Genomic DNA, 22,884 nt, shown 5'->3' with positions numbered 1-22,884 from the left:
TATCGCTTCTAAATGAAGATATTCTTTAAAATAAATTAGCACTTTTGTTAATAATTTGCTAACGAAAACGATTGAATCGTTTAATAATTGATTTTTAATGAAAACTATAAGACAAAATTGAAAATTCTTTGGTAGTTTTACGTACCAAAATAATACAATTTAATGTCTACAAACATCAAGAAAATAGGAGTATTGACCTCCGGTGGTGATGCTCCGGGAATGAATGCGGCGATTCGTGCAGTAGCGAGGACTTGTGCTTATCATCATATAAAATGTGTTGGTATCTATAGAGGGTATCAAGGCCTTATTGAAGGTGATTTTGAAGATCTTAGTGCTAGAAGCGTTCGAAATATCATTAATAGAGGAGGTACTTTCTTAAAATCTGCTCGTTCTCAAGAATTCAAAACTAAAGAGGGCAGGGCAAAAGCCCATGCTCAATTGATAAAGAATGATATCGATGCCTTGGTTCTTATCGGTGGTGATGGAACCTTTACCGGTGGTATGCTTTTTAATGAGGAGTACAACTTCCCGATACTGGGAATACCTGGTACTATCGACAATGATATTGACGGTACAATGTATACCCTAGGATATGATACGGCATTAAACACAGTAGTTGACGCTATTGATAGGATTCGTGATACCGCGAGCTCCCACGATCGATTGTTCTTTATCGAGGTAATGGGAAGAGATTGCGGTCACATCGCTTTAAACGCTGGTCTTGGTGCAGGTGCTGAGGAAATACTTATTCCAGAAGCAAATCGTGGTCTAGAGCAACTCTTAGAGTCTTTGGAACGCAGTAGAAAAACAGGGAAGTCTTCAAGTATCGTTGTGGTCGCAGAAGGTGACAAAACAGGTAAGAGTGTATTTGAGCTTGCCGAATATGTTGAGGAGAATTTACCCAACTATGATATTCGAGTTTCAGTGCTCGGCCATATGCAAAGAGGAGGAGCGCCAACTTGTTTCGATCGCGTACTAGCTAGTAGAATGGGAGTAAGAGCGGTGGAATCTCTAATGGAGGGCAAATCAAATTACATGGTAGGAATGATTAAAGACGAGATTGTTATCACCCCGATTATAGATGCTATAAAAGGTAAGTCTTCTGTCGATGCAGAACTTATGAGGGTTTGTGAAATAATGTCGACCTAAAAATAATATTAACATAAAAATTAATTAAAATTTAGAATAAAATGTCAACAGTTAAAATTGGAATAAACGGATTTGGACGTATAGGAAGATTGGTCTTTAGAGCAACTTTGAAAAGATCAAATGTTGAAGTAGTTGCGATCAATGACTTATTGGATGTAGAACATTTGGCTTATCTATTGGAGTATGATTCTGTTCACGGCAGGTTTGATGGAACTATTGAGGTAAAAAACGGAAATCTAGTTGTAGATGGTAAGACCGTAAGAATTACTGCAGAAAGAGATCCTAAAAACTTGAAATGGGATGAGGTAGATGCTGATATCGTTGCTGAATGTACTGGTATATTTACAACCTTGGATACTGCACAATACCATTTGGATGCTGGCGCTAAGAAAGTAGTTATTTCTGCACCTTCTAAAGATGCTCCAATGTTTGTAATGGGAGTTAATCACAAAGACGTTAAAGCTTCTGATAAAATTGTTTCAAACGCATCTTGTACTACAAACTGTTTAGCGCCACTTGCTAAAGTTTTGAACGATAACTTCGGTATTGAAGAAGCGTTAATGACTACAGTGCATGCTACTACAGCGACTCAATTAACTGTAGATGGTCCTTCTAGAAAAGATTATAGAGGTGGACGTAGTGCACTATTAAATATCATTCCTGCGGCTACTGGAGCTGCAAAAGCAGTAACTAAAGTTATTCCATCATTGGAAGGTAAACTTACAGGTATGGCATTCAGAGTACCTACTGCGGATGTTTCTGTAGTGGATTTGACTGTGCGTTTGGAGAAAGAAACTTCTTACGAAGAAATTAAGAAAGCGATGAAATACGCTTCTGAGAATGAATTAAAAGGAGTCTTAGGTTATACTGATGAGGCTGTTGTGTCTCAAGATTTTGTTGGAGAGACTGATACTAGTGTTTTTGATGCTGGTGCTGGAATCGAGTTGAATTCTAAATTTTTCAAAGTCGTTTCATGGTATGATAACGAAACTGGATATTCTAACAAATTGGTTGATCTAGCTACGTATATTACTGCGTTATAATTCAATCATAGTATTCCGTAATTGGATACTTGTATTGCGCTAAATACTAAACTAAACTAATTTTGTGTTTCACCTTTATGGGGAATAATTTGAGGATTGCTAACACTTCAAATTATTCCCTGGTGATATACTACTTTCTAAATTATTTTTAGAATAAGCACTTAAGCTAGCTAATAACTCAGAACAAGTATGATTTTAATCGTAGATAGTGGGGCGACTAAAGCCGATTGGATTGCTTTGGACGATGAAGGGAATAAGCTTTTTGTTACCAAAACACTAGGGTTGAGTCCGGAGGTGTTGACCAAGGAGATTATCCGAGAGCGTTTGACCAATAATTTTGAACTCTACAAGCACCGCAAGGAAGTTACCCAATTGTTTTTTTACGGCGCAGGTTGTGGAACCGAGCGTATGCGTAAATTCTTAGGAGATATTTTTAAAGACTACTTCAGCAATGCGCGAATTAAAGTAAAGGAAGATACCTACGCTGCGATATACGCAACTGTAGAGCCGGACCAACAAGCTATTGTATGTATCTTGGGAACAGGATCGAACTGTAGTTATTGGGATGGTAAAGAGCTCTTCCAAAAAGTTACATCTTTAGGATATATATTAATGGATGATTGTAGTGGGAACTACTTTGGCCGTCAACTCCTAAGGGATTATTATTATCATAAAATACCTGAAAGGCTGGCTAGCAAGTTTAGCGACGAGTATGACCTTGATGAGGACAGTATAAAGAACAGTCTTTATAAAGAACCAAATCCAAATACTTATTTGGCCACATTTGCGCGCTTTTTAATTCAAAATAAAGACGAAGAGTACAGTCAAGTATTGATTCGAAAAGGAATGCAGTTATTTATCGATAACGCCATTTCCCAATATGAACAAGCTAAAGAAGTGCCAATTCACTTTATTGGAAGTATCGCTTATTACTTGCAAGATGAATTACAACAAGCCTTCAAGGACAATGGATTAAATCTTGGAAAAGTATTACGACGTCCAATTGATGGACTTGTAGATTATCACAAATCCATATTATTTGAGGAGTAGGTTATCGGAAGATTCACTTTTTTGAAAGTACATAAAACTATAAGCCTTTGAGAATTCCTGAAGTTCACAAAGGTTTTTTTTTTGGGTAAATTTTTGCTTTATAACGATCTGAGTTTGGCACTATAAACCGCTATTCTGGAGTATAAAAAACCACCATGAATACTTCTCATAGTGGCTTGTTATTGCATTATAGGTTTATTTGTTAGAGTTCTTTTTGCTGGAATAAACTCTGATTCCAACTGCGATCTACTGCGGTTAGTCCAATACGTAGAAGCGCCCTATCAGTTTGCGGTTGAATTAATGGGATTTCTGCACTAAGATCGTTTTTAGTAAGTATTTTATAGTCCCATTTTTGACTCTGATATTGGTAATACAATACATAGTGGTATACATCATTAGCCACCTTTGGATTCCAATGTATTTTAGCTGAACCATTTATTTGTTGAACTTGAAGTTCTGGCTCGGCAGGTGGGGTGTTGTCAAGCCATGGACTTGCCGGGATTAAACTTTTCTTCTTATATGGCCCTTCTAGAATTTTACTGGATAAAGAGTCATATTTCATAAGCGGTCCAATACTCCAGTGTACTGTTCCCTTGCTCTTTGGTACCATCCCTCTAGTAATCATAATTTGACCTATGGTTTCCTGGGCGTTCAGGTCATCCCCACCGTAGTCTACACGAATTCCCGGCCATAGATGTCTTTGCGCTGTGTTTTGGCTTTGCCACCAGCCTAATAATTCTGGGAAGCTTTGTCCTATTTTACCTGTTTTCCAATATAGTTGGGGTGTAAAATAATCGACCCATCCTTTATTTATCCACAGCTTGGCATCCGCGTAGAGTTTGTTATATTGATCGAAGCCTACAACTGATTCGGGATATCCAGGCCTCCAGATACCAAATGGACTGATGCCCAATTTTACATATGGTTTTTCAGACTTAATTAAACTGTATACACGTTTTATAAAGTCGTTAACATTGTCTCGCCGCCAATCCGCGCGATTCCTTTTGCCGCCTGACTTTAGATAGGCATCCCAGCTCTTTTGGTCGGGAAAATCTTCCCCATCATTATAGGATTCGTATGGATAAAAATAATCATCAAAATGAATCCCATCCAAATTATAGCGTTTTACCAAATCTTCTACAACCGCCAAAGAATGTTTTTTGGTTGCTTCCAAGGCTGGATCCATCCACCACATTCCATTTGCGAGTTCAACTACCAATTCTGGGTGCTTTCTTACAATAGAAGTTTCTGTTAGCTCTTTAGCCGCCGAATGGTGAGCACGGTATGGGTTGAGCCATGCGTGGAACTCAAGTCCTCGATTGTGTGCCTCTTCTATCCAGAATTTTAAAGGATCATACCAAGGGGAAGGAGCAAGTCCTTGTTCTCCTGTTAAATAATAAGACCAAGGCTCTAATTCGCTTTGGTATAAGGCATCGCATTGTGGACGTACTTGGAGTATGACTGTATTGTAATTATGGCTTGATAAATAATCCAATAATTTCAGTGCTTCTTCTTTCTGCTGCTGGGTTGAAAGACCGGGTTTACTCGGCCAGCTAATGTTGGCCACAGATGCAACCCATGCGGCTCGAAATTCTTTCAGGACATAAGGAGCTTTTGCATCCCATGCCTTGTCACTATCATGTGCAAAATCGATCCCGTCTGCTTTGTTAGAGTAGGTCGTTGAGGAACTGGATTTACATCCAACCATTAGGAAAATATAGAATAGGAGGGAGATTGTTTTTATGAGATTCTTTGCCATGGAATGTGTATTAGGAATTATGGTATAAAGTTCAGTGAAGGTAAAAAGTTCCCTGGACTTTGCCCAGGGAACTTCTCATAAAATTGGTTGGTTAATTTATCTTACCATCCAGGGTTTTGCGCTAATTCTACACCTTGATCACTGTAGAGTTTGATTTGATCTAAAGGAATCGGATATAGATATACCTTAGGATCATCAAAGGTCCTCCAAGATTCTTGTGCATAGGCTGGAATGATGTAACCAGTGGTGCCATCAGTAAGCCTAATACTTTCTAGTTCGGTATCAGGATAATCAGCCTTGTCAATCCAGGCACCTTGATTGATTTCTGGATGCATTGTCATATCTGTATAAGCCAATTTTTTCCACCTTCTCAAATCGTCCAATCTAAATCCTTCCATCATTAACTCCACTCTGCGTTCTCTTCGAATTTCCCATAAAATTGGTGTAACATCAGCATCCCTATCGGGGTCGTCGTAAACAGTCCCATTTACAGCTACAGCATCTCCTGAAACTTCCAAATGTGGAAGTCCTATCCCTGGTCTGTCTCTTAAAACATTGATCGATTGGTCGAGGTCACTTTGCGTGAAAGCGGGACCACCGACTGTGGCGAGCTCCGCAGCAGCTTCTGCATAGTTCATAAGGACCTCACCATACCGAATAACAGGTGCGTCTGTCGGATTCAGGTTTGAACTCCCGATAGGATCGTCCTTTATTTCCTCATTTAAAAATTTATGAACTGCATAACCAGTGGTTGAATAATTGTTTTCAATTCCGTTGAGTCGTAAAGTTTCTCTGACAAAGGTTTCATATATTCTCGGGTCCCGACTTTCCATAACGTTTTCAATACCGTGATCTCCTTGATAATTGGCAGAAACCTCTATAGGTAATCCATCGTTCATCAAATAGGTCTCGATGGCATTTTTTGACGCCCCTGTTTGAGCCTCCATATTATTATAACTATTCAAAGCGTGGGTTAGGATGCCCGACTCGTATTCTCTATATAAAATAACCTCAGGATTGTTGGCTAAGCTTAATGAGTTAAACACTTCTCTGTAGTCACCTAGTTCATATGTTCCACTACTAATTATCTCATTAGCTGCCCATTTGGCTGCTTGAAGATATTCGGCTGCTTTGGCGTTATTTTGCTGGTGATATTTTTGCCAAGTACCCTCAAAGAGAAATACTCTGGACATAAATGCTAATACAACTGCACGATTAACTTCCAAACCAGGGCTTTCCACTTGAGCCCTTACATTATCAGCGGCAAATTGAAAATCTGCCAACACCTTATCCATCACTACGGCTCTATCCTCTCTAGGCCTGTACAATTCTTCGTTTTCCACCTCACTAAGTTCGTGATCATAGTAGGGGACATCGCCAAATCGATTCACCAAATCATGATATTCTAAAGCTCTAAAGAATCGTCCGATACCCGTCCAATGATCAATAGCCTCTTGTTCCATTGGAACCTCTTGAATCCTATGGATAAATATATTTGCTTTTCGTACCCAAGAAAATGTCCATCCACCACCACTGGTAGGGACTTGTTGGGTGAACATCGAGGGATTGGAAGGTGCAAAATCATCGTTTAGTGATTGTCCTGAAAAGTAGTCTCCCCAGGTGTACCCAGATCCATATCCTGTAAAGTAAGCACTGTAGAAACCAAAGGCAAAGGTGCGTACATTTCCCTCATTTGACCAATAAGTTTCATCCACAAGCTGGTCCTGTGGTGGTACCTCAAGGTAATCTTTTTCGCAGCTCGTAATTAATGCCAAGCAAAATAGCGTTACAAGTATTTTATTTATGGTTTTCATTGTTTTTGATTTAGAAGGTTAATTGAAGTCCAAATGAAAATGATCTTCTAAAAGGATACACCCGACCAAAGGTTGAGGTGTCATTTAATCCCGCAGTGGTATAATCAACCTCTGGATCCACTGGAACTTGGATTCCAGTAAATTCAAATAGGTTTTCTCCACTGAAATACACTCGAAAACGATCAAGGTGAAACTTCGATGAAATCGCCTGTGGAATAGTATATCCAAAGGATATATTTTTCATTCTCAGATAGGACATATCCAATAGGTACTTACTCTGGGGTAAGAAATTCATCGCATTGTTCGATTGACCTTGATCATTCGGTCTTGGGTAGTATGCCGTTGGATTTTCAGGAGTCCAATAATTTAAATGATGATCATACCAGCCTTCGCCATATCGATATCCAGGAATAAAAACAGGTCCGTTGGCCCAAAAATCTCTCTTACCAACGCCTTGAAAAAACATACTAAGGTCGAAACCTTTCCAATCCGCATTGAGTTGAAATCCATATTGATATCTCGGTGTTGTATTTCCGATTACTTTCATATCTCCAGAATCACCTACAGTTCTTGTTCCGTAGTCAATTACGCCATCTCCATTTAAATCTTTGTATTTGATATCACCAGGGCCATAGAAAAACCAACCATTGGTCTCAAACAATTCTTGGGTAGGTACGCCTTGGGCATAACTACCATCGGCATTAAAATCATCTGCTGTAAAGAAGCGATCTGTTTCGTACCCCCAAATCTCTCCTACATTTTTACCTTGGTAATAAGAGTTAATCCCTTTGGTTTGGTTTTCATACTTGGTGATCTCTTCTGTGAAATCACTCAAAGAGGCCATCACGCTTAAATTAAGACCGTTTTTAAATTGATGTCTAAAATCCACTGCGAGTTCCCAACCTGTGGTTTGCAGTTCTCCAAAGTTTCTAGTAGGAGATGATGTGCCAAAAGAATTTGGGAGCGTAACCCCCGGACTATGCATATCGCTTACGGTTCGGCGATACCAATCAAAAGTAACTCCCATTTTGTTATCGAATAATTTAGCATCCAGACCTAGGTCTAGTGTAGTAACCGTTTCCCAGGTTAAGGAAGCGGGTAATGCACCTGGAGTGCCTACAGTGACCTTTTCTTGCCCGTCAATAATCCAGTTGGAACCGTATGCCGACATCACTCTATATATATTGGATAAAAAAGTGTTTTGATTTCCAACAGATCCATACGAACCTCTGAGTTTTAAAAAGGATAGTGTCGGGCTTAAGGCACCCATAAATTCCTCTTCCGTTAGAATGTATCCTAAAGAAACAGAAGGGAAGTATCCCCATTCTTGGTCAGGCGATAAACGAGAAGAACCGTCATATCGGGCATTGACTTCTAAGAGAATTTTGTCTTTAAACGAATAATTCACTCTGGCAAAAAATCCAAGGGTCGACCACTTGTTTCGATCTCCACTTACGAATTGATCTCCAGTACCTAATGCTAATTCTCCTTGATCCGGGTTTAAAAGATCACGATATTGTGAAGAGTGAAACCAGTATTCGTATTTTTCCATATCACTACCGGCAGTAATGTCGAACTTGTGTATATCGTCAAAACTTTTGGTGTAGACTCCATAGATTTTGGCTGTATTTCTTCGACTCCATGATGAATTATATTGTACGCGATCATATGACGAACTACTATAAGGAACATAAGAAAAATCAGCTCCTTGTGACCAAAAGTTATACGCCCATAAAGTGCCTCCGACTTGTTTTTCATGATCTTCAATGCGATCGTGGGTATAATCAAAGTTTAACGTAAAATTATCCGAAGGAGTAAGTGTAACTCCTAGGTTCATTCGAGACAACGAATTATCAATCTCATTCATATTTGCTTGTTCAACTTCCGAAATATGACTTCTAAAGGGTTTTCCATCCACAGTCCCATATGGATAATACGCTTGCCAACGCGTGGTGTAATACCAAGCGTCATAAGTGGCGGTACCAAATTTAAATGGTTCTGTGGTAGTGGAATTCGTATTTAGGATCTTTGCCCTAATCTCAAGCCAGTCAGTGACTGAAGTGTTTATACTTAAGTTGACATTATAACGTTCGTACTCATCGGGATTTGTTTTGTATACACCTCCTTGATTAAGATATCCCAGGCCTAAATAGTAGTTCGTTTTTTCACTACCTCCGGATACAGAAATATCGTGTTTTTGTTGAAGAGCCCATTTTTTGATAAATAACTTTCGAGGATCCCACGATCTGTAAAAAAACAACCGTCCATCACGGATCTCGTAATCTCTTCCTTCAACCATTTCCAAGCCTAGATCCTGACCGCCATATTGTTCTTCCCATTCTCTCATTTTCTGAATAGCGATTTGATCTACATACATCCCTACCGTACCAAATGCATCCAAGGAAGGGATTCTTCTGTTTACCGCTTTAAATGCCATCTCGGCGCCCTCTGCCGCCGGTGCAACCTTAGGTGTTTCAGTAGGAGTGGCCCACGAAAAGTTGTTGGAATACCGTATTGATGGTGCTTGTTGTCGTTTTCCATCCTTGGTGGTGATCAAAATTACACCCCATGCACCTCTGGAACCATAGATGGAAGTAGAGGCAGCATCTTTTAAAACGGAGATATCTTTAACGTCTTCCGGGTTGATGAATTGAAGACTTTGAATTTCAACGTTATCTACTAATATTAAGGGTTGCGCTCCACCAGGAGTTCCCAATGTACCTGCTGATCCTCTTAACTTAATGATTGGATCCTGTCCAATTTGACCAGTAGAGGAGAGTACGGTTAAACCCGGAGAGGCACCTTGAAGACCACGCCCTATATCAGTAATAGGACGGGATTCTAACACTGCTGCATCTATGGTAGCGATGGCACCAGTCACATTTCTTTTTTTCTGACTCCCATATCCAACAACAACAACTTCTTCCAAACCGGTAATGTCAGTTTGCAGTGTTATGCTGATTATTGTCTGATTTTGTAATGGAAACTCTTTACTTGTAAACCCAATGGAAGAGAACACCAATATGTTTTCAGCGTTGATAGGGACTTCTATGGAGAATTCTCCGTCAAAATTTGTTACTACCCCTTTAGTGGTGTTCTTTAGTAGTACGTTAACTCCAGGTACTGGAACACCTTGAGGGTCAAAGACAACACCCGTGATTTCATTGGTTTGCCCCCATGCTGCAAGACAACAGAAGAGGGATAAAAACCAAAATGAAGCTTTAAGTTTTCTTTTCATGATTAGAGTTTTTAGTTTGATTTAAATAGCTATACCAACACCCAAAGAGGATGTTTCTTGGTTGTTTTTGTAAATATTAATTGCTTTTTTGTTAGATTTTTTGCCAACTAATAAGCTAAAAGTATGTAATTTAATGCAAATTCATGCAGTTTTATGCCATAATTTTACATTATTTTCGAATTTTCGCGTGCATACAGTCAAGAAATTCGAGTAGTATGCTTGAATTATCAATATTTTACGGTATTTTGCTTCGCCTAACATTCTAATTCAATTATGCTGAAAGCCGAGCGAAAAAGATTTATTCTAAATGAAGTAAGAATTCATAACAGAGTACTGCTGACTGATATCGCTGAGACGCTCAATGTGTCAGTGGATACAATTCGAAGAGATATTACAGAGTTGCACAAAGAGAAAATGCTAAAAAAGGTTCACGGTGGCGCTATTTCTTTGGGCTTTGATACCATTCATATTGGGAGAACTGATATTTATGCACTTGAATTAAAGACTAGAATTGCACAGAAAGGGATTAGCTTGCTTAAAATGGGACAAGTCATTCTTTTAAGTGGAGGAACCACCAATATGGAATTCGCTAGGCTGATCCCTGTAGAATTACAGATTACTTGTTTCACACCTAGTTTGCCTGTTGCAAATCAATTAATGACCAAGCCTAATGTCGATTTAATCTTTATAGGAGGGAAAATGGCCAAGAGTTCTCAGATCGCCATTGGAGGTGATGCTATTAATATGTTGTCAGATATACGGGTGGATATGTGTTTTTTAGGGACAAACTCAATAGATGTTCAACATGGTTTGACTGAGTTTGATTGGGAAATTGTTCAACTTAAGAAGGCCATGGTCAAGGCTTCAAAAAAGATTGTTTGTCCGGTGATCTCAGAGAAACTCAACTCAGTTCAACGTTATAAGGTATGTGATATAGATAGGGTAGATATACTGCTTACAGAGCTCAACCCAAAGGATTCAAGACTTAATCCATTTCGGGATAAAAATATCGATGTGCTGTAGTGTTAAAAAATAATACACTACTGCAGGTTATGGATTCCGTGAATAACAGTAGTGTATAGTTTAATTTTAACAATCAACTGTGCTTATCGTACTGCGATCATTGAGATTTCTACATTGACATGTTTTGGCAAGGTCTGCACAGCGACAGTTTCTCTTGCTGGTGCCGTCTGCTCATTAAAATAGGAACCGTAAATGGTGTTGATTTTTGCAAAATCCGCCATATCATTTAGAAAGATACTGCTCTTTACTACATTCTCAAAAGTCATTGAAGCTGCCGTTAGTACAGCTTTTAAGTTTTCCATTACCAATTTTGCTTCATCTTCAACACCTGTTGTGATAAGTTCATTAGTTGTGGGATTAATAGCGATTTGGCCTGAGATATAAAGAGTATCTCCTGCTAATACTGCCTGATTGTATGGTCCTAGTGGAGCAGGTGCTTTGTCTGTGTTGATGATCTGTTTCATGATTGTATGTTTTTAGGTTCAATCTTTATTAATGGATCGATAACATCCTAAAGTAATCTATTCTAGATGCATAGATCTATAGTCGTCGATCCGGTTCACTGCGTTTTTCCCACTTAAGATCACTAAGCATTGAGGACTTGATTCCGATGAAGAAGAACCATGATGCCCTGCTACTAAAAGGAACCCAGTTGAAGTTTAATCTAAAACTTTTGAGGTCTCTTGCAAATCGTAATTGGGTATATGTAAAGCCTTTTTGTTTAAAATCATAACCGGAAGAAATACCAACTTTCCATTGTGGTGAAAGGTCAATATTACCCGAGAACATCAGTGAGTTATTTGTGATCTCACTCTCCCGATTCCGATTCGAATAGGTTAGCGAGTAGGCGAGTCGTAAGTCCCATGGTAATTTGGCGGCATAAGCTTCGGCCGGGAGTTCTTCTTCGTCACTGTCCTGTTCATCATCCATAAAGGTGCGTTCGTCACTAAAGTCTTGTGCACGCCCGAATAAATCATCATTACGGCCCCCGCTCTGTGTGTTATCATCTTTAGAGTCATCTTTTTCTTTGCCGCTAAACGACTTACTGTTTAAGGAGTAGCTGACATTTACGTTGGCCTGAGTAAGTCTAAAAAGACTACCTCCGTTTTCATAATTGAATACATCGATACGGGTGCCATTGTTGTCGATAGCATATGGATCTAGAGTTGCTCCAAAATTTACGCTCATTTTGTTTTGAAAGAATTGTGTTCCTCCACTCATCCTAACGGGACTCCAAGGCAAGGAGTCTGCTACAATATTATAGGCGGTGCTAAAGTTTAAGTTGTTTAGCAACATGATTTTTTTAGGCTCCGTAGCTGTGGTATCTCTATCTCGTACCTTGGCTTCAACAACGTTACTAAGTGAAAGTCCAATACTGTTGGAGTTGTGTAACCCAGGTACGCCGTACATACCATTTTCAAATGGAGAGTATTGTTGAACCTCACCATTTTGATCAATGTATTCATCGTAATATTGTTCAAACGAAGGGGTGTAGCCATAGCTTAACGATGGTCGAACAGTATGTCGTATAGCCTGTATTTTACTGCCTTCTTTAAAATTAAAGGTACCATACAGCGTCGTTCCTAAACTTGCATTAAAATTATAGGTTCCATAACGACTAAAACCATTAAGTGTATCGATAGTAGATTTCTCTATCAGTGGATCGTAGTCGTTTCTGTTAATGGTTTTAAGTTGCCACACTTCATTGTAATTTGCACCTGTCGAAACACTGAAGTGTTTAAACAATTTAAAGTTAGTGCTAATTGGGATCGAATGCTGGAAACCGACCTTAGCATTGTCAAACATTTCTTTTTTGAACAATAGAGTGTCAATAGTTGTCAACCTGTTTTCTGCCCTAAAATTGTACTGAAAATTAATATTTTGAATAATCCCTTTCTTGGCCCCGTCACGTTTGGCAAATGGGAAAATACGCTCCATACTTGCCTGTAAGGTAGGTAGAGTCATGTTGACCGATTGGTCTCTAGTGTTTTGTTGTATAGAAGTGGTGGCGTTTAAATTCACCATTGGATAACCAGGAAAGGTTTTGTTATACGAGATCGATGATTGCAGGGTGTTGTTTAGGAAATTAGGGGTGTTGAATTGATTCAATGAGTTCCTATAATACTGGCTACTACCAAAGTTTACTGATGCAGAAAGCCTTGAGTTTGGACTTGCTTTGGCGTCCTGACTATGGTTCCATTGGATGTTGTAAATTGTTCCTCTGGAGTAGTCGGGAAATCCTTTTTGGCTCTCAATATTGTTTTCATAACGCACTCGCAATCCTCCTCTAAATTTATAGCGCTTTGCATAATTGGACTCTGCTCTGACACCGTAACTGCCATTGGTATAATAGTCTCCCATCATTGCTAAGTCGAAATAATCACTGATCGCAAAGTAATATCCTCCATTTTGAAGGGAATATCCACGACGGTTAGTTTGGCCAGGGGTAGGCATAATCACCCCAGAATTTCGTCTATCTTGTGACATCGGGAAATAAGCAAAAGGAACCGCAATAGGTGTTGGAACATCAGCAATGTACATATTGCTAAAGCCTGCAATAATTTTTTTGTTAGGAACAAATTTTCCTTTTCGAACTCTAATGTAATAATCTGGATTATCTACATCTTCCGCAGTGGTGATTTTTCCCTCTCTTAAAAAGTATACGGAGTCGTTTTCTTTTTTTACGGTTTCAGCAAAAACGTTCATGCTTTCACCCATTGATTGCTCCGTTCTCGAATTAAATATCAGCGCCTTTTTACTGTCGAAATTAAAACGAATGGAATCCGGTTCTACGATGTTGTTGCCTTGTTTAAAATAAGGAGGTTGTACCAAGGCATTTGCACTGTCTTTTATTCGGCCGGCGTCAACTTCATTAGTGGTATAATCAATGACAATAATACCAGACTTTAGCTCGTAGTCCTGATAGATAACTTCTGCTTCATTGTACAAGTATATCTTTTTTTCAGTACGACTCATCTTCATATAGTCCTTTGCCTTATAGCTGATGATGCCCTGTATATAGCCAGGTTTAGTAGAATCTTGTGCGATACTGTCACGCTGCGTTGTATCAACGGCTGCTTGACTTAAAAGTATTTCATCAGCAGAGACATGAATACTGTCTAAAGTTTGAGTTTCTGCTGGAATATTAAGTGCTTGGACCTTAGGTCTTTCTTGTCCATATGTATGACACCCTATTATTAAGGTGAAAAGCGATAAAAGTATGTTGAGTTTCTTTGCTTGCAAAGCTTTTAATACTATTTTTGTACTGACTGTGGCTCGGTTTTTGACCTGCCAAACTTACGTATATTTTTTGTTCTCTTTGGTATAGATCAAAAAATTTTAAACAAAATAAATAACAGTAATAAATCGTTATTGCTCCATGAACAAATATATAGTTTCACTTTTACTTTTTGCTAATTTACTATTTACTCAATTTAGTTTTTCCTCAGAATTGAATATTTATCAGAATAAGCCATTTACTGTAGTTTTGGATGCTGGTCACGGTGGACACGACCCTGGAAACCTAGGTGGAGGATTCAAAGAAAAGGAAATTGCTTTGGATATTGTCCTTAGAGTTGGCGAGATCCTAGAGAAAACACCAAATGTCAAGGTGGTTTACACTAGGGAGGATGACAGCTTTGTGGATCTATATGTCAGAGGTAAAATAGCTAATGATGCCCAGGCTGATTTATTTGTTTCTGTGCATTGTAACGCTCACAATTCCAGTGCTCATGGTACTGAAACTTTTGTATTGGGATTGCATGCGAATAACCGTAATTTTGAGGTAGCAAAAAAAGAAAACTCAGTGATTTATTTGGAGGAAGATTATGAGGTAAACTATGCAGCATATAATATCAATTCACCTGAATCCTTTATAGGTCTTACTATGATGCAGGAGGAGTTTTTGGATCAAAGTATATTTTTGGCTAAGGCCATTCAGGATAATTTTACAGGTAAACTCAATAGAGTTAATAGGGGTGTTAAGCAAGCTGGGTTTATAGTGCTTCACCAAACCTTTATGCCAAGTGTGCTTATTGAGACTGGATTTTTAACCTATAGGCCGGAAGGATCCTATTTGAATTCTAAAAAAGGGAAGACGGATATGGCGGAATCCATTGCCAGTGCCGTGAAAAAGTATAAAACTCATCTTGAAGAAAACGTGGGGGTAGACTTCTCTTTTGAAGTAAAGGATCATGGACAGCCTGAACATTCAAATGCATCTACAACTGTGGTTGAGCAAGGGGTTAGTTTTAAAGTTCAGATTGCTGCAGGTTCCAAGGCTATTGACACCAAATCCTATAATTTCAAAGGTTTAGATCCTATTAGTCGTGAGAAGGAAGGATCGGTGTATCGTTATTATTTCGGAGAAACTTCTAGTTACGAACAAGTGAAAGTGATGCAGCAAGAAGCTATTTCTAAAGGTTATAAAAGTAGTTTTATTGTAGCCTTTAAAAACGGGGAAAAAGTTAAAGTCAAGTCTGTTCTGAATTCCAACTCAAATTAAAGCCGTTCTAAAAAAATAATTCCTAATTTTGTTGTTTACTCTAAAGAAATAAAGTTTGAAACTTACCAGAGAACTTAAGACCGGAATTATTGTTGTTGGCGGAATCGTCCTTTTTATTTTGGGCTTTACTTTTTTAAAGGCCACAAATCTATTTAGTTCAAGTAGAACATTTTATGCAGTATACGAAAAAGTCAATGGGCTTACCCCTGGTACTTCCGTTAGTATAAACGGGCTTAAGGTAGGGACCATTCAGGACATTCGGTTTATAGATACCAAAGGACGTTTACTTGTTAGTTTCACTATCGATAATGATTTTAAGTTTTCAAAAAATAGTACAGCAGAGATCTACGATACAGGGATTATAGCAGGAAAAGGCCTTAGGGTTGTTCCACTTTATGATCAAGCAGAACTTTCTAAAGACGGAGATACCCTTCGCAGTTCTATAGATCCTGGATTAACCGAATTAGTGAATCAAAAGTTAGCACCCCTACAGAGAAGTTTAGATGCAATATTGCAAAATGCAGATTCTGTGATGGTTGGTGTGGACGAGATATTAGATCCAAAGAGTCGTCAACATATCAAAAACACCCTCGAAAACCTTGATGGAGTCACTCGTAATTTTAATGAGGCTGGTCAAACTTTGAATACAATGCTCTCTGATAATAAAGGAAAATTAGATCGAACATTGACCAATGTGGATCAGTTATCTGAGAATCTAGCAGACCTTAGTGATACCCTTGTCAATGCTGATCTAGGACTTGCGTTGAACAGTTTGAAAAATAGCATGCTCAAACTGAATCAGGTCATGGGTAAAATAGAACAAGGTGAAGGTTCTATTGGTAAATTAATGAATGACGATGAGTTATATACAAACCTCTCAGATGCTAGTCTTGAGTTAGAATTACTTTTAGAGGACATGCGACTAAATCCAAAACGTTATGTACACTTTTCACTTTTTGGAAAAAAAGCAAAACCCTATGAACCTCAAGACCAAGCTAACGATACAGTACTGGAGAAATAAACTAAGGTAGCATATGAATTACGTATCTCAAATAGTATTTGCTCTGATCCTTTTCGCCGGAATAGGTTATTTTGCTTCTAACACCAAGCGGTTAATTAGAAATATTAGACTTGGTAGATCCATTGATCGGACTGATCGTAAACCAGAACGTTGGAAAACCATGATTCGAATTGCCTTAGGGCAACAAAAAATGGTGGTTCGCCCAATTGCAGGAATATTGCATATTTTGGTTTACGTAGGTTTTGTGATTATCAACATTGAAGTTGTTGAAATTATTATAGACGGGCTTTTTGGTACGCATAGAGTTCTTAGTTTTTTAGGCGGGTTCTATGATTTTTTAATTGGAAGTTTTGAAGTTCTAGCCCTTCTGGTAATTGTAGCAGTGGTGATATTTTGGATTCGAAGGAATATGATTAAACTTAGGCGCTTCCTCAATCCAGAAATGAAGGGTTGGCCAAAATCCGATGCCAATATTATATTGTACTTCGAGCTGGTATTGATGGTGTTATTTTTAACCATGAACGCTGCGGATTACAGTTTACAGCAGCTAGGTAGTGCCCAGTATTTTGAGGCTGGTGCTTTTCCAATTAGTCAGTTTCTATCCTCTCTTTTAATGCCGCTGGGTGAATCTAGTTTAATTATAATTGAACGTAGTGCATGGTGGCTACATATAGTGGGAATATTAATTTTCCTGAACTATTTGTATTATTCAAAACACCTTCATATTTTGCTGGCTTTTCCTAATACGTGGTACGCTGACTTAAACCCTCAAGGGCAGATGGACAACATGGAGTCAGTGACAAATGAGGTGAAATTGATGATGGATCCTGATGCTGATCCTTATGCCGCAACTGGTGGTGATGAGGAGGAGGAAGTGGTGAAATTTGGAGCCTCTGATGTTAGTGATCTACATTGGGTTCAACTTATGAACGCATATAGCTGTACGGAATGTGGGCGTTGTACCAGTGAATGTCCAGCAAATCAAACCGGAAAGAAACTCTCTCCCCGTAAGATTATGATGGACACCCGGGATCGTTTAGAGGAGGTTGGCAAGAATATTGATACTAATAAGGGTGTTTTTAAGGATGATGGAAAACAGCTGTTGGATGATTACATCAGTAGAGAAGAACTGTGGGCGTGTACCACGTGCAATGCATGTGTAGAAGCCTGTCCAGTTAATATTAGTCCAATGTCCATTATAGTGGATATGCGAAGATATTTAGTAATGGAGCAATCTGCGGCACCAATGGAATTGAATAATATGATGACCAATATTGAAAATAATGCCGCTCCATGGCCGTATAATCAAATGGATCGTCTGAATTGGAGGAATGAATAAATAGTGAACCAGAAATAAAAATTGAAAAAATGAACAAAGAAGAAGTGGAAAAATTACTTAGTGAAAAACTGCAGGATGGAGAACATATCAGTCCAGTTTTACCAAAAGGAATTAAAAATTATTTAATTGATATCGACGGTACCGTTTGTGATGACATCCCAAATGAGGAACCAGAACGAATGGCTACAGCCAAGGTTTACCCTGATGCTTTAAAAACCTTGAATAGATGGCATGAACAAGGTCACATCATTTTCTTTTTTACCTCAAGAACTGAAGAACACAGAGCCGTAACTGAGAAGTGGTTGAACGACCACGGATTTAAATATCACGGAATGGTCATGGGTAAACCACGTGGTGGAAACTACCACTGGATAGATAATCATTTGGTTAAGGCTACGCGTTACAACGGGAAATTTACAGATCTTGTTGATAAGGAAGTGACCATACAAGTATTCGACGACGGAGCGCACGATTAGTCGAATACATATGATAAAATGCTGTACTTTCACCAAAAGTGCGGCAATCGTACAGTGGTGTTAAAGTAGTGAATACACAAATTTAAAGTACAGATGAGTAATTCTATAAAGGTGCCAACTATGGCAGAGTTGACCGCGGAAGGGAAATTTCCTGATGTATTGTTTTGGGTAGGTTGTGCCGGTAGTTTTGACGATCGCGCAAAACGTATAACCAAAGCATTTGTCAAGTTACTCAATAAGGCAGGAGTTAATTTTGCTGTGTTGGGTACCGAAGAAGGATGTACTGGTGACCCAGCCAAACGTGCTGGAAACGAAATGCTTTTTCAAATGCAGGCTATGAGCAATATTGAAGTTCTCAATAGTTATGAGATTAAAAAGATCGTAACGAGTTGTCCTCACTGCTTTAACACCATTAAAAATGAATATCCTTCCTTAGGAGGGCAATATCAGGTGGTACACCATACCCAGTTTTTACGCTCCTTATTAGAGGAGGGAAAACTAACCATCGAAGGAGGAAAGTACAAGGGTAAACGTATTACCTTTCACGACCCTTGTTATCTAGGAAGAGGAAATAATGTTTATGAAGCTCCTCGTCAATTGATCGAAAAATTGGACGCCGAATTGGTAGAAATGAAGAGCTGTAAAAGCAGAGGTCTTTGTTGTGGAGCTGGTGGCGCACAAATGTTTAAAGAATCTGAAAAGGGGGATCAGGAAATCAATGTCGCCCGAACCGAACAAGCCATGGATGTGAAAGCCGATATTATTGCTGCGGGTTGCCCTTTCTGTAACACCATGCTTACCGATGGTGTAAAAGTTAAGGAAAAAGGGACAGCGATAAAAGTGATGGATGTTGCAGAGCTATTGGCCGATGCCGAAGATTTGTAGCAGAGCGATTAGGCTTGAATTAGGAATAATTTAAATTGAAAAAGAAAATGTTTGTTGAATTTAATGAACTTTCCGATACTGCCAGAGTGTGGATTTATCAAGCCAACAGGAGTTTTACGGAAGAAGAAATCGAACAAATCAAAAATAAATCAGAAGACTTTATAACACAATGGACTGCCCATGGTGCAAACCTTAAAGCTTCCTATGAGGTCCGCTATAAGCGATTTTTAGTCATTGCTTTGGATCAGGAATTTAATGTGCCAAGCGGTTGCTCTATTGATGCTTCTGTGCGTTTTATACAACTATTAGAAAAACAATACAATGTTGATTTACTGGATAAGATGAATGTATCTTACCGCCAAGGAGATTTCATTGCATACAAGCCCCTTTTTGACTTTAAAAAAATGGCCAAGCAAAAGGCCGTTTCTCAAAACACTATTGTTTTTAACAATTTGGTAACCAATAAGGAAGAATACCAGAATTACTGGGAAGTTCCCGCAAGGGACAGTTGGCATGCCAGGTTTATGAACTAAACAGCTTTTGCACGGGATTAAATTAATAGCACCGCTGTGCTGATGCCTTATTGTCTTTCATAGGGTACTGGTTGTAGGCGGATAATAAACTCTTGCATAAAAATGAATAACATTTTTCTTATTACCTTACTGTTCTTTGGAGCAACAATATCCTACGGACAACAAATAGATCCACTAGCGACTCAAGATTCCCTTGAACAACAACAGTGGGTAGACAGTGTCTATAGTAGTCTGAGTCTTAAAGAAAAGATTGGGCAATTGTACATGATTAGAGCCTTTACTGATAAAGGTGAAGCACATTTGGATAAGGTACGAGAATTAGTGACCGATTATCATGTTGGAGGGGTGATCTTTTCAACAGGTGGACCTTATCGACAAGCCGCCTTTAACAATGAAATCCAAGAATTGTCAAAGCTAAAGATGTTGATGGCAATGGATGCTGAATGGGGACTGTCCATGCGGTTGGATTCCACATTTGCTTTTCCGTATAATATGGTTTTGGGGGCTGTTAAAGATAATTCTTTAATCGAGAAGGTTGGAAAACATATTGGCGAACATTGCAAACGTCTCGGAATGCACATTAATTTCGCACCCGATGTGGATATCAATACCAATCCTAAGAATCCCATTATAGGAAATAGATCTTTTGGTGAAAATAGAGATAATGTAACGGAAAAAGCACTTGCGTTTATGAAAGGAATGCAGGGCGCAGGAGTATTGGCAAATGCCAAACACTTTCCGGGTCACGGAGATACCTCTCAAGATTCTCACAAAACCTTGCCTACGGTAGATTTTAGCAAACAACGTATTGATAGTGTTGAATTGTATCCATATAAAAAATTAATTCCAGAAGGCTTAGCTAGTGTAATGGTGGCACATTTGAATGTACCAAGTTTGGAAAGTCGACCTGGATTTCCATCTTCATTATCGAAAGCAATCATAGATGGCCTACTTAAAGAAAAACTACAATTCAACGGCCTTATTTTTACCGATGCCCTTGAGATGAAAGGTGTAGCTAATTATGCCGAAAGCGGGAATGTAGATCTATCTGCATTTTTAGCTGGAAATGATGTCCTATTGATATCGGCCGATGTTCCAAAAGGAGTGGAAACACTTCAAAAAGCTTATCAGAACGGTGTGATCACGGAGCAAAGACTTGCGCATTCTGTTAAAAAGATTTTGAAAGCAAAGTACAAAGTAGGACTGCAGCATTATCACCCCGTTTCTACTAAGAACTTAGCAAAGGATCTCAATCGAACTTCAGATCAATTATTGTACGAAGAAGTTATGGAAAACGCCATAACAGTGGCACAGAACAATGATCAATTGGTTCCTGTTAGAAATCTGGATAAACAAAAGATTGCCTATGTGCCAATGGGGGATGGAAATCATCATAGTTTCTATGATGCACTAAAGAAGTATACTGATGTTACCCTAGTACAATCCAATGAACTAGGAGACTTGATTAATGCTCTTGAGCCTTTTAACCTCGTTATAGTCGGACATCACAGATCTACTGAGACGCCATGGAAAGCTGCAGACTTTACGGATAAAGAAAAGACATGGCTCTACGAAATAGCAAGGGAGAAACGAGTTATTCTTGATGTATTTGTCAAACCTTATGCCTTATTAGGTTTACAAAGTATTGACAACATAGAGACTATTATTGTAAGTTATTTGAACGATCCTATTACCCAGGAAACCTCTGCAGAAGTCATCTTTGGGGCCCTGGCCGCTAAAGGAAGTCTACCAGTGACAGCACATGCTAAATTACCGGAAAACAGAGGCTTTATCACCAATAGTCTATCGCGATTGGGATATTCCATACCTGAGCGAGTTGGACTGAGTTCTAAGGCGCTTAAAAGGGTGGATTCATTAATGAATATTGCGATAAAGTCAGGAATGACACCTGGAGGACAAATATTGGTTGCTCGGGATGGTAAGGTCGTTTACAACAAAAATTTTGGAAAGACGACTTACGGTGAAAGCGGGGATAAAGTTCAAAGTGATCACATTTATGATCTTGCATCCCTGACCAAGATTACCGCAACGCTACCTTTATTAATCCAATTATCAGAAAAGGGTGAAATTTATTTTGATTCCACTCTAGGTGAATTGTTACCGGAGTTACGTAATAGCAATAAAAGTGATTTAAAATATTTAGATGTATTGACGCATTATGCGCGTTTAACACCCTGGATACCTTTTTATAAAAAAACCGTAGGTGAGGGGACGAATTTACCACTAGATAAATATTATAAAAAGCAGCCTAGCCGTAAATTCAGTGTCCAGGTAGCAGATAATCTTTATATGCGCGAAGATTATAAGGACAGCATATTTAAGATCATTAAAGAGAGTGAATTGTTACCAAGATTAGAGTATAGATACAGTGATCTAGCTTTTCTGCTCATGCAGCGCTATCTTGAGAATTATTATAATGAACCTTTAGATAAGGTTGCAAACGAACATTTTTATGCCTCTTTAGGGATGAATCATACAAGTTTCAATCCATTGGAGAAGTATAGAAAAGGAATGATCGTGCCTTCTGAGGTGGACGATTATTTTAGACAACAAACTATTCAAGGCTATGTTCACGATATGGGAGCGGCCATGTTAGGTGGTGTTGCTGGGCATGCGGGACTTTTTAGCAATGCAAACGATGTTGCGAAAATCATGCAAATGTATCTTCAAAAAGGGTATTACGGTGGTTTGCGCTATTTTAGTGAAGCCACTTTGTTAAGTTATAATAGTTGTTATTATTGCGAGGAAAATAACAGAAGGGGAGTAGGTTTTGATAAACCTCAACTTGGTGAAATAGGTCCTACTTGTGGTTGTGTTTCCACAATGAGTTATGGACATAGTGGTTTCACTGGCACATTCGCATGGGTAGATCCGGTGTATAATTTGGTTTATGTGTTTTTGTCTAACAGAACCTATCCTACAATGAATAATAGAAAATTAATTACTGAAGAAATACGAAGTAATATACAGGGCTATATATACGATGCCATGCGTAGTGACGAATCTTAAAAGTGTTTTCTTCGGGTAGC

16 protein-coding genes are annotated in these 22,884 nt (G+C 38.8%); 11 read left to right on the top strand and 5 right to left on the bottom strand.

Annotated elements, in window-relative coordinates; genetic code table 11:
* The first annotated feature begins 162 nt into the window (after positions 1–162).
* From pfkA to ACN0TV_RS04365, 3 genes are all read left to right on the top strand, one after another.
* Complete coding sequence (gene pfkA, locus ACN0TV_RS04375) at positions 163–1,149, top strand: 6-phosphofructokinase (RefSeq protein WP_417360498.1); 987 nt, start codon at positions 163–165, stop codon at positions 1,147–1,149.
* Between the two features lie 41 nt (positions 1,150–1,190).
* The gene (gap, locus tag ACN0TV_RS04370; RefSeq protein ID WP_417360496.1) at positions 1,191–2,192 is read left to right on the top strand and encodes a type I glyceraldehyde-3-phosphate dehydrogenase; all 1,002 of its coding nucleotides are present in this window, start codon (positions 1,191–1,193) and stop codon (positions 2,190–2,192) included.
* Between the two features lie 189 nt (positions 2,193–2,381).
* Positions 2,382–3,242 (top strand): N-acetylglucosamine kinase, encoded by an 861-nt coding sequence (locus tag ACN0TV_RS04365; RefSeq protein ID WP_417360494.1) that lies wholly within the window; start codon positions 2,382–2,384, stop codon positions 3,240–3,242.
* A gap of 202 nt (positions 3,243–3,444) precedes the next feature.
* On the opposite strand, the gene ACN0TV_RS04360 is transcribed toward ACN0TV_RS04365, so the two are convergent.
* From ACN0TV_RS04360 to ACN0TV_RS04350, 3 genes are all read right to left on the bottom strand, one after another.
* Entirely contained in the window at positions 3,445–5,001 is a 1,557-nt protein-coding gene (locus ACN0TV_RS04360; RefSeq protein ID WP_417360492.1) for a glycoside hydrolase family 10 protein, read from the bottom strand.
* A 101-nt stretch (positions 5,002–5,102) separates the two neighbouring features.
* Positions 5,103–6,815, bottom strand: coding sequence for a RagB/SusD family nutrient uptake outer membrane protein (locus ACN0TV_RS04355; protein WP_417360490.1), 1,713 nt, complete (start codon positions 6,813–6,815; stop codon positions 5,103–5,105).
* Positions 6,816–6,825: 10 nt separating this feature from the next.
* Positions 6,826–10,053, bottom strand: a complete 3,228-nt coding sequence (locus ACN0TV_RS04350) for a SusC/RagA family TonB-linked outer membrane protein (RefSeq protein ID WP_417360488.1) — start codon at positions 10,051–10,053, stop codon at positions 6,826–6,828.
* A 273-nt stretch (positions 10,054–10,326) separates the two neighbouring features.
* Here ACN0TV_RS04350 and ACN0TV_RS04345 point away from each other — a divergent pair, with 273 nt between their 5' ends.
* Positions 10,327–11,076 carry a DeoR/GlpR family DNA-binding transcription regulator gene (locus ACN0TV_RS04345; protein WP_417360486.1) on the top strand — a complete coding sequence of 250 codons (750 nt, stop codon included), beginning with the start codon at positions 10,327–10,329 and terminating at the stop codon, positions 11,074–11,076.
* Between the two features lie 83 nt (positions 11,077–11,159).
* Here ACN0TV_RS04345 and ACN0TV_RS04340 read toward each other — a convergent pair whose 3' ends face one another.
* Both ACN0TV_RS04340 and ACN0TV_RS04335 read right to left on the bottom strand, forming a co-directional pair.
* A complete protein-coding gene (locus ACN0TV_RS04340) occupies positions 11,160–11,540 on the bottom strand; it encodes a Rid family detoxifying hydrolase (protein ID WP_417360484.1) in 381 nt (126 codons plus the stop codon).
* Positions 11,541–11,616: 76 nt separating this feature from the next.
* Positions 11,617–14,319 carry a putative LPS assembly protein LptD gene (locus ACN0TV_RS04335; RefSeq protein ID WP_417360482.1) on the bottom strand — a complete coding sequence of 901 codons (2,703 nt, stop codon included), beginning with the start codon at positions 14,317–14,319 and terminating at the stop codon, positions 11,617–11,619.
* Between the two features lie 136 nt (positions 14,320–14,455).
* Here ACN0TV_RS04335 and ACN0TV_RS04330 point away from each other — a divergent pair, with 136 nt between their 5' ends.
* The 7 genes from ACN0TV_RS04330 to ACN0TV_RS04300 all read left to right on the top strand — a co-directional run bounded on the left by ACN0TV_RS04330 (position 14,456) and on the right by ACN0TV_RS04300 (position 22,864).
* The gene (locus ACN0TV_RS04330; protein ID WP_417360480.1) at positions 14,456–15,580 is read left to right on the top strand and encodes an N-acetylmuramoyl-L-alanine amidase family protein; all 1,125 of its coding nucleotides are present in this window, start codon (positions 14,456–14,458) and stop codon (positions 15,578–15,580) included.
* A gap of 55 nt (positions 15,581–15,635) precedes the next feature.
* Positions 15,636–16,601, top strand: coding sequence for an MlaD family protein (locus tag ACN0TV_RS04325; RefSeq protein ID WP_417360478.1), 966 nt, complete (start codon positions 15,636–15,638; stop codon positions 16,599–16,601).
* Positions 16,602–16,614: 13 nt separating this feature from the next.
* Positions 16,615–17,940, top strand: coding sequence for a 4Fe-4S dicluster domain-containing protein (locus ACN0TV_RS04320; protein ID WP_417360476.1), 1,326 nt, complete (start codon positions 16,615–16,617; stop codon positions 17,938–17,940).
* A 29-nt stretch (positions 17,941–17,969) separates the two neighbouring features.
* Positions 17,970–18,416, top strand: coding sequence for an HAD family acid phosphatase (locus ACN0TV_RS04315; RefSeq protein ID WP_417360474.1), 447 nt, complete (start codon positions 17,970–17,972; stop codon positions 18,414–18,416).
* Between the two features lie 93 nt (positions 18,417–18,509).
* Positions 18,510–19,301 (top strand): (Fe-S)-binding protein, encoded by a 792-nt coding sequence (locus tag ACN0TV_RS04310; protein WP_417360472.1) that lies wholly within the window; start codon positions 18,510–18,512, stop codon positions 19,299–19,301.
* A gap of 47 nt (positions 19,302–19,348) precedes the next feature.
* Entirely contained in the window at positions 19,349–19,834 is a 486-nt protein-coding gene (locus ACN0TV_RS04305; RefSeq protein ID WP_417360470.1) for an ABC transporter ATPase, read from the top strand.
* A gap of 102 nt (positions 19,835–19,936) precedes the next feature.
* On the top strand, positions 19,937–22,864 hold the full coding sequence (locus ACN0TV_RS04300; RefSeq protein WP_417360468.1) for a glycoside hydrolase family 3 N-terminal domain-containing protein: 2,928 nt from the start codon (positions 19,937–19,939) through the stop codon (positions 22,862–22,864).
* The last annotated feature ends 20 nt before the right edge of the window (positions 22,865–22,884 follow it).

The sequence above is a fragment of the Galbibacter sp. genome (genome assembly GCF_048266365.1).
Taxonomy (GTDB): Bacteria; Bacteroidota; Bacteroidia; order Flavobacteriales; family Flavobacteriaceae; genus Galbibacter.
This window is presented reverse-complemented; position numbering and strand designations above follow the sequence as displayed.

Coding starts and splice junctions, on each gene's coding strand:
- pfkA (WP_417360498.1), top strand. CDS start 163: ATGTCTACAAACATCAAGAAAATAGGAGTATTGACCTCCGGTGGTGAT.
- gap (WP_417360496.1), top strand. CDS start 1,191: ATGTCAACAGTTAAAATTGGAATAAACGGATTTGGACGTATAGGAAGA.
- ACN0TV_RS04365 (WP_417360494.1), top strand. CDS start 2,382: ATGATTTTAATCGTAGATAGTGGGGCGACTAAAGCCGATTGGATTGCT.
- ACN0TV_RS04360 (WP_417360492.1), bottom strand. CDS start 5,001: ATGGCAAAGAATCTCATAAAAACAATCTCCCTCCTATTCTATATTTTC.
- ACN0TV_RS04355 (WP_417360490.1), bottom strand. CDS start 6,815: ATGAAAACCATAAATAAAATACTTGTAACGCTATTTTGCTTGGCATTA.
- ACN0TV_RS04350 (WP_417360488.1), bottom strand. CDS start 10,053: ATGAAAAGAAAACTTAAAGCTTCATTTTGGTTTTTATCCCTCTTCTGT.
- ACN0TV_RS04345 (WP_417360486.1), top strand. CDS start 10,327: ATGCTGAAAGCCGAGCGAAAAAGATTTATTCTAAATGAAGTAAGAATT.
- ACN0TV_RS04340 (WP_417360484.1), bottom strand. CDS start 11,540: ATGAAACAGATCATCAACACAGACAAAGCACCTGCTCCACTAGGACCA.
- ACN0TV_RS04330 (WP_417360480.1), top strand. CDS start 14,456: ATGAACAAATATATAGTTTCACTTTTACTTTTTGCTAATTTACTATTT.
- ACN0TV_RS04320 (WP_417360476.1), top strand. CDS start 16,615: ATGAATTACGTATCTCAAATAGTATTTGCTCTGATCCTTTTCGCCGGA.
- ACN0TV_RS04315 (WP_417360474.1), top strand. CDS start 17,970: ATGAACAAAGAAGAAGTGGAAAAATTACTTAGTGAAAAACTGCAGGAT.
- ACN0TV_RS04310 (WP_417360472.1), top strand. CDS start 18,510: ATGAGTAATTCTATAAAGGTGCCAACTATGGCAGAGTTGACCGCGGAA.
- ACN0TV_RS04305 (WP_417360470.1), top strand. CDS start 19,349: ATGTTTGTTGAATTTAATGAACTTTCCGATACTGCCAGAGTGTGGATT.
- ACN0TV_RS04300 (WP_417360468.1), top strand. CDS start 19,937: ATGAATAACATTTTTCTTATTACCTTACTGTTCTTTGGAGCAACAATA.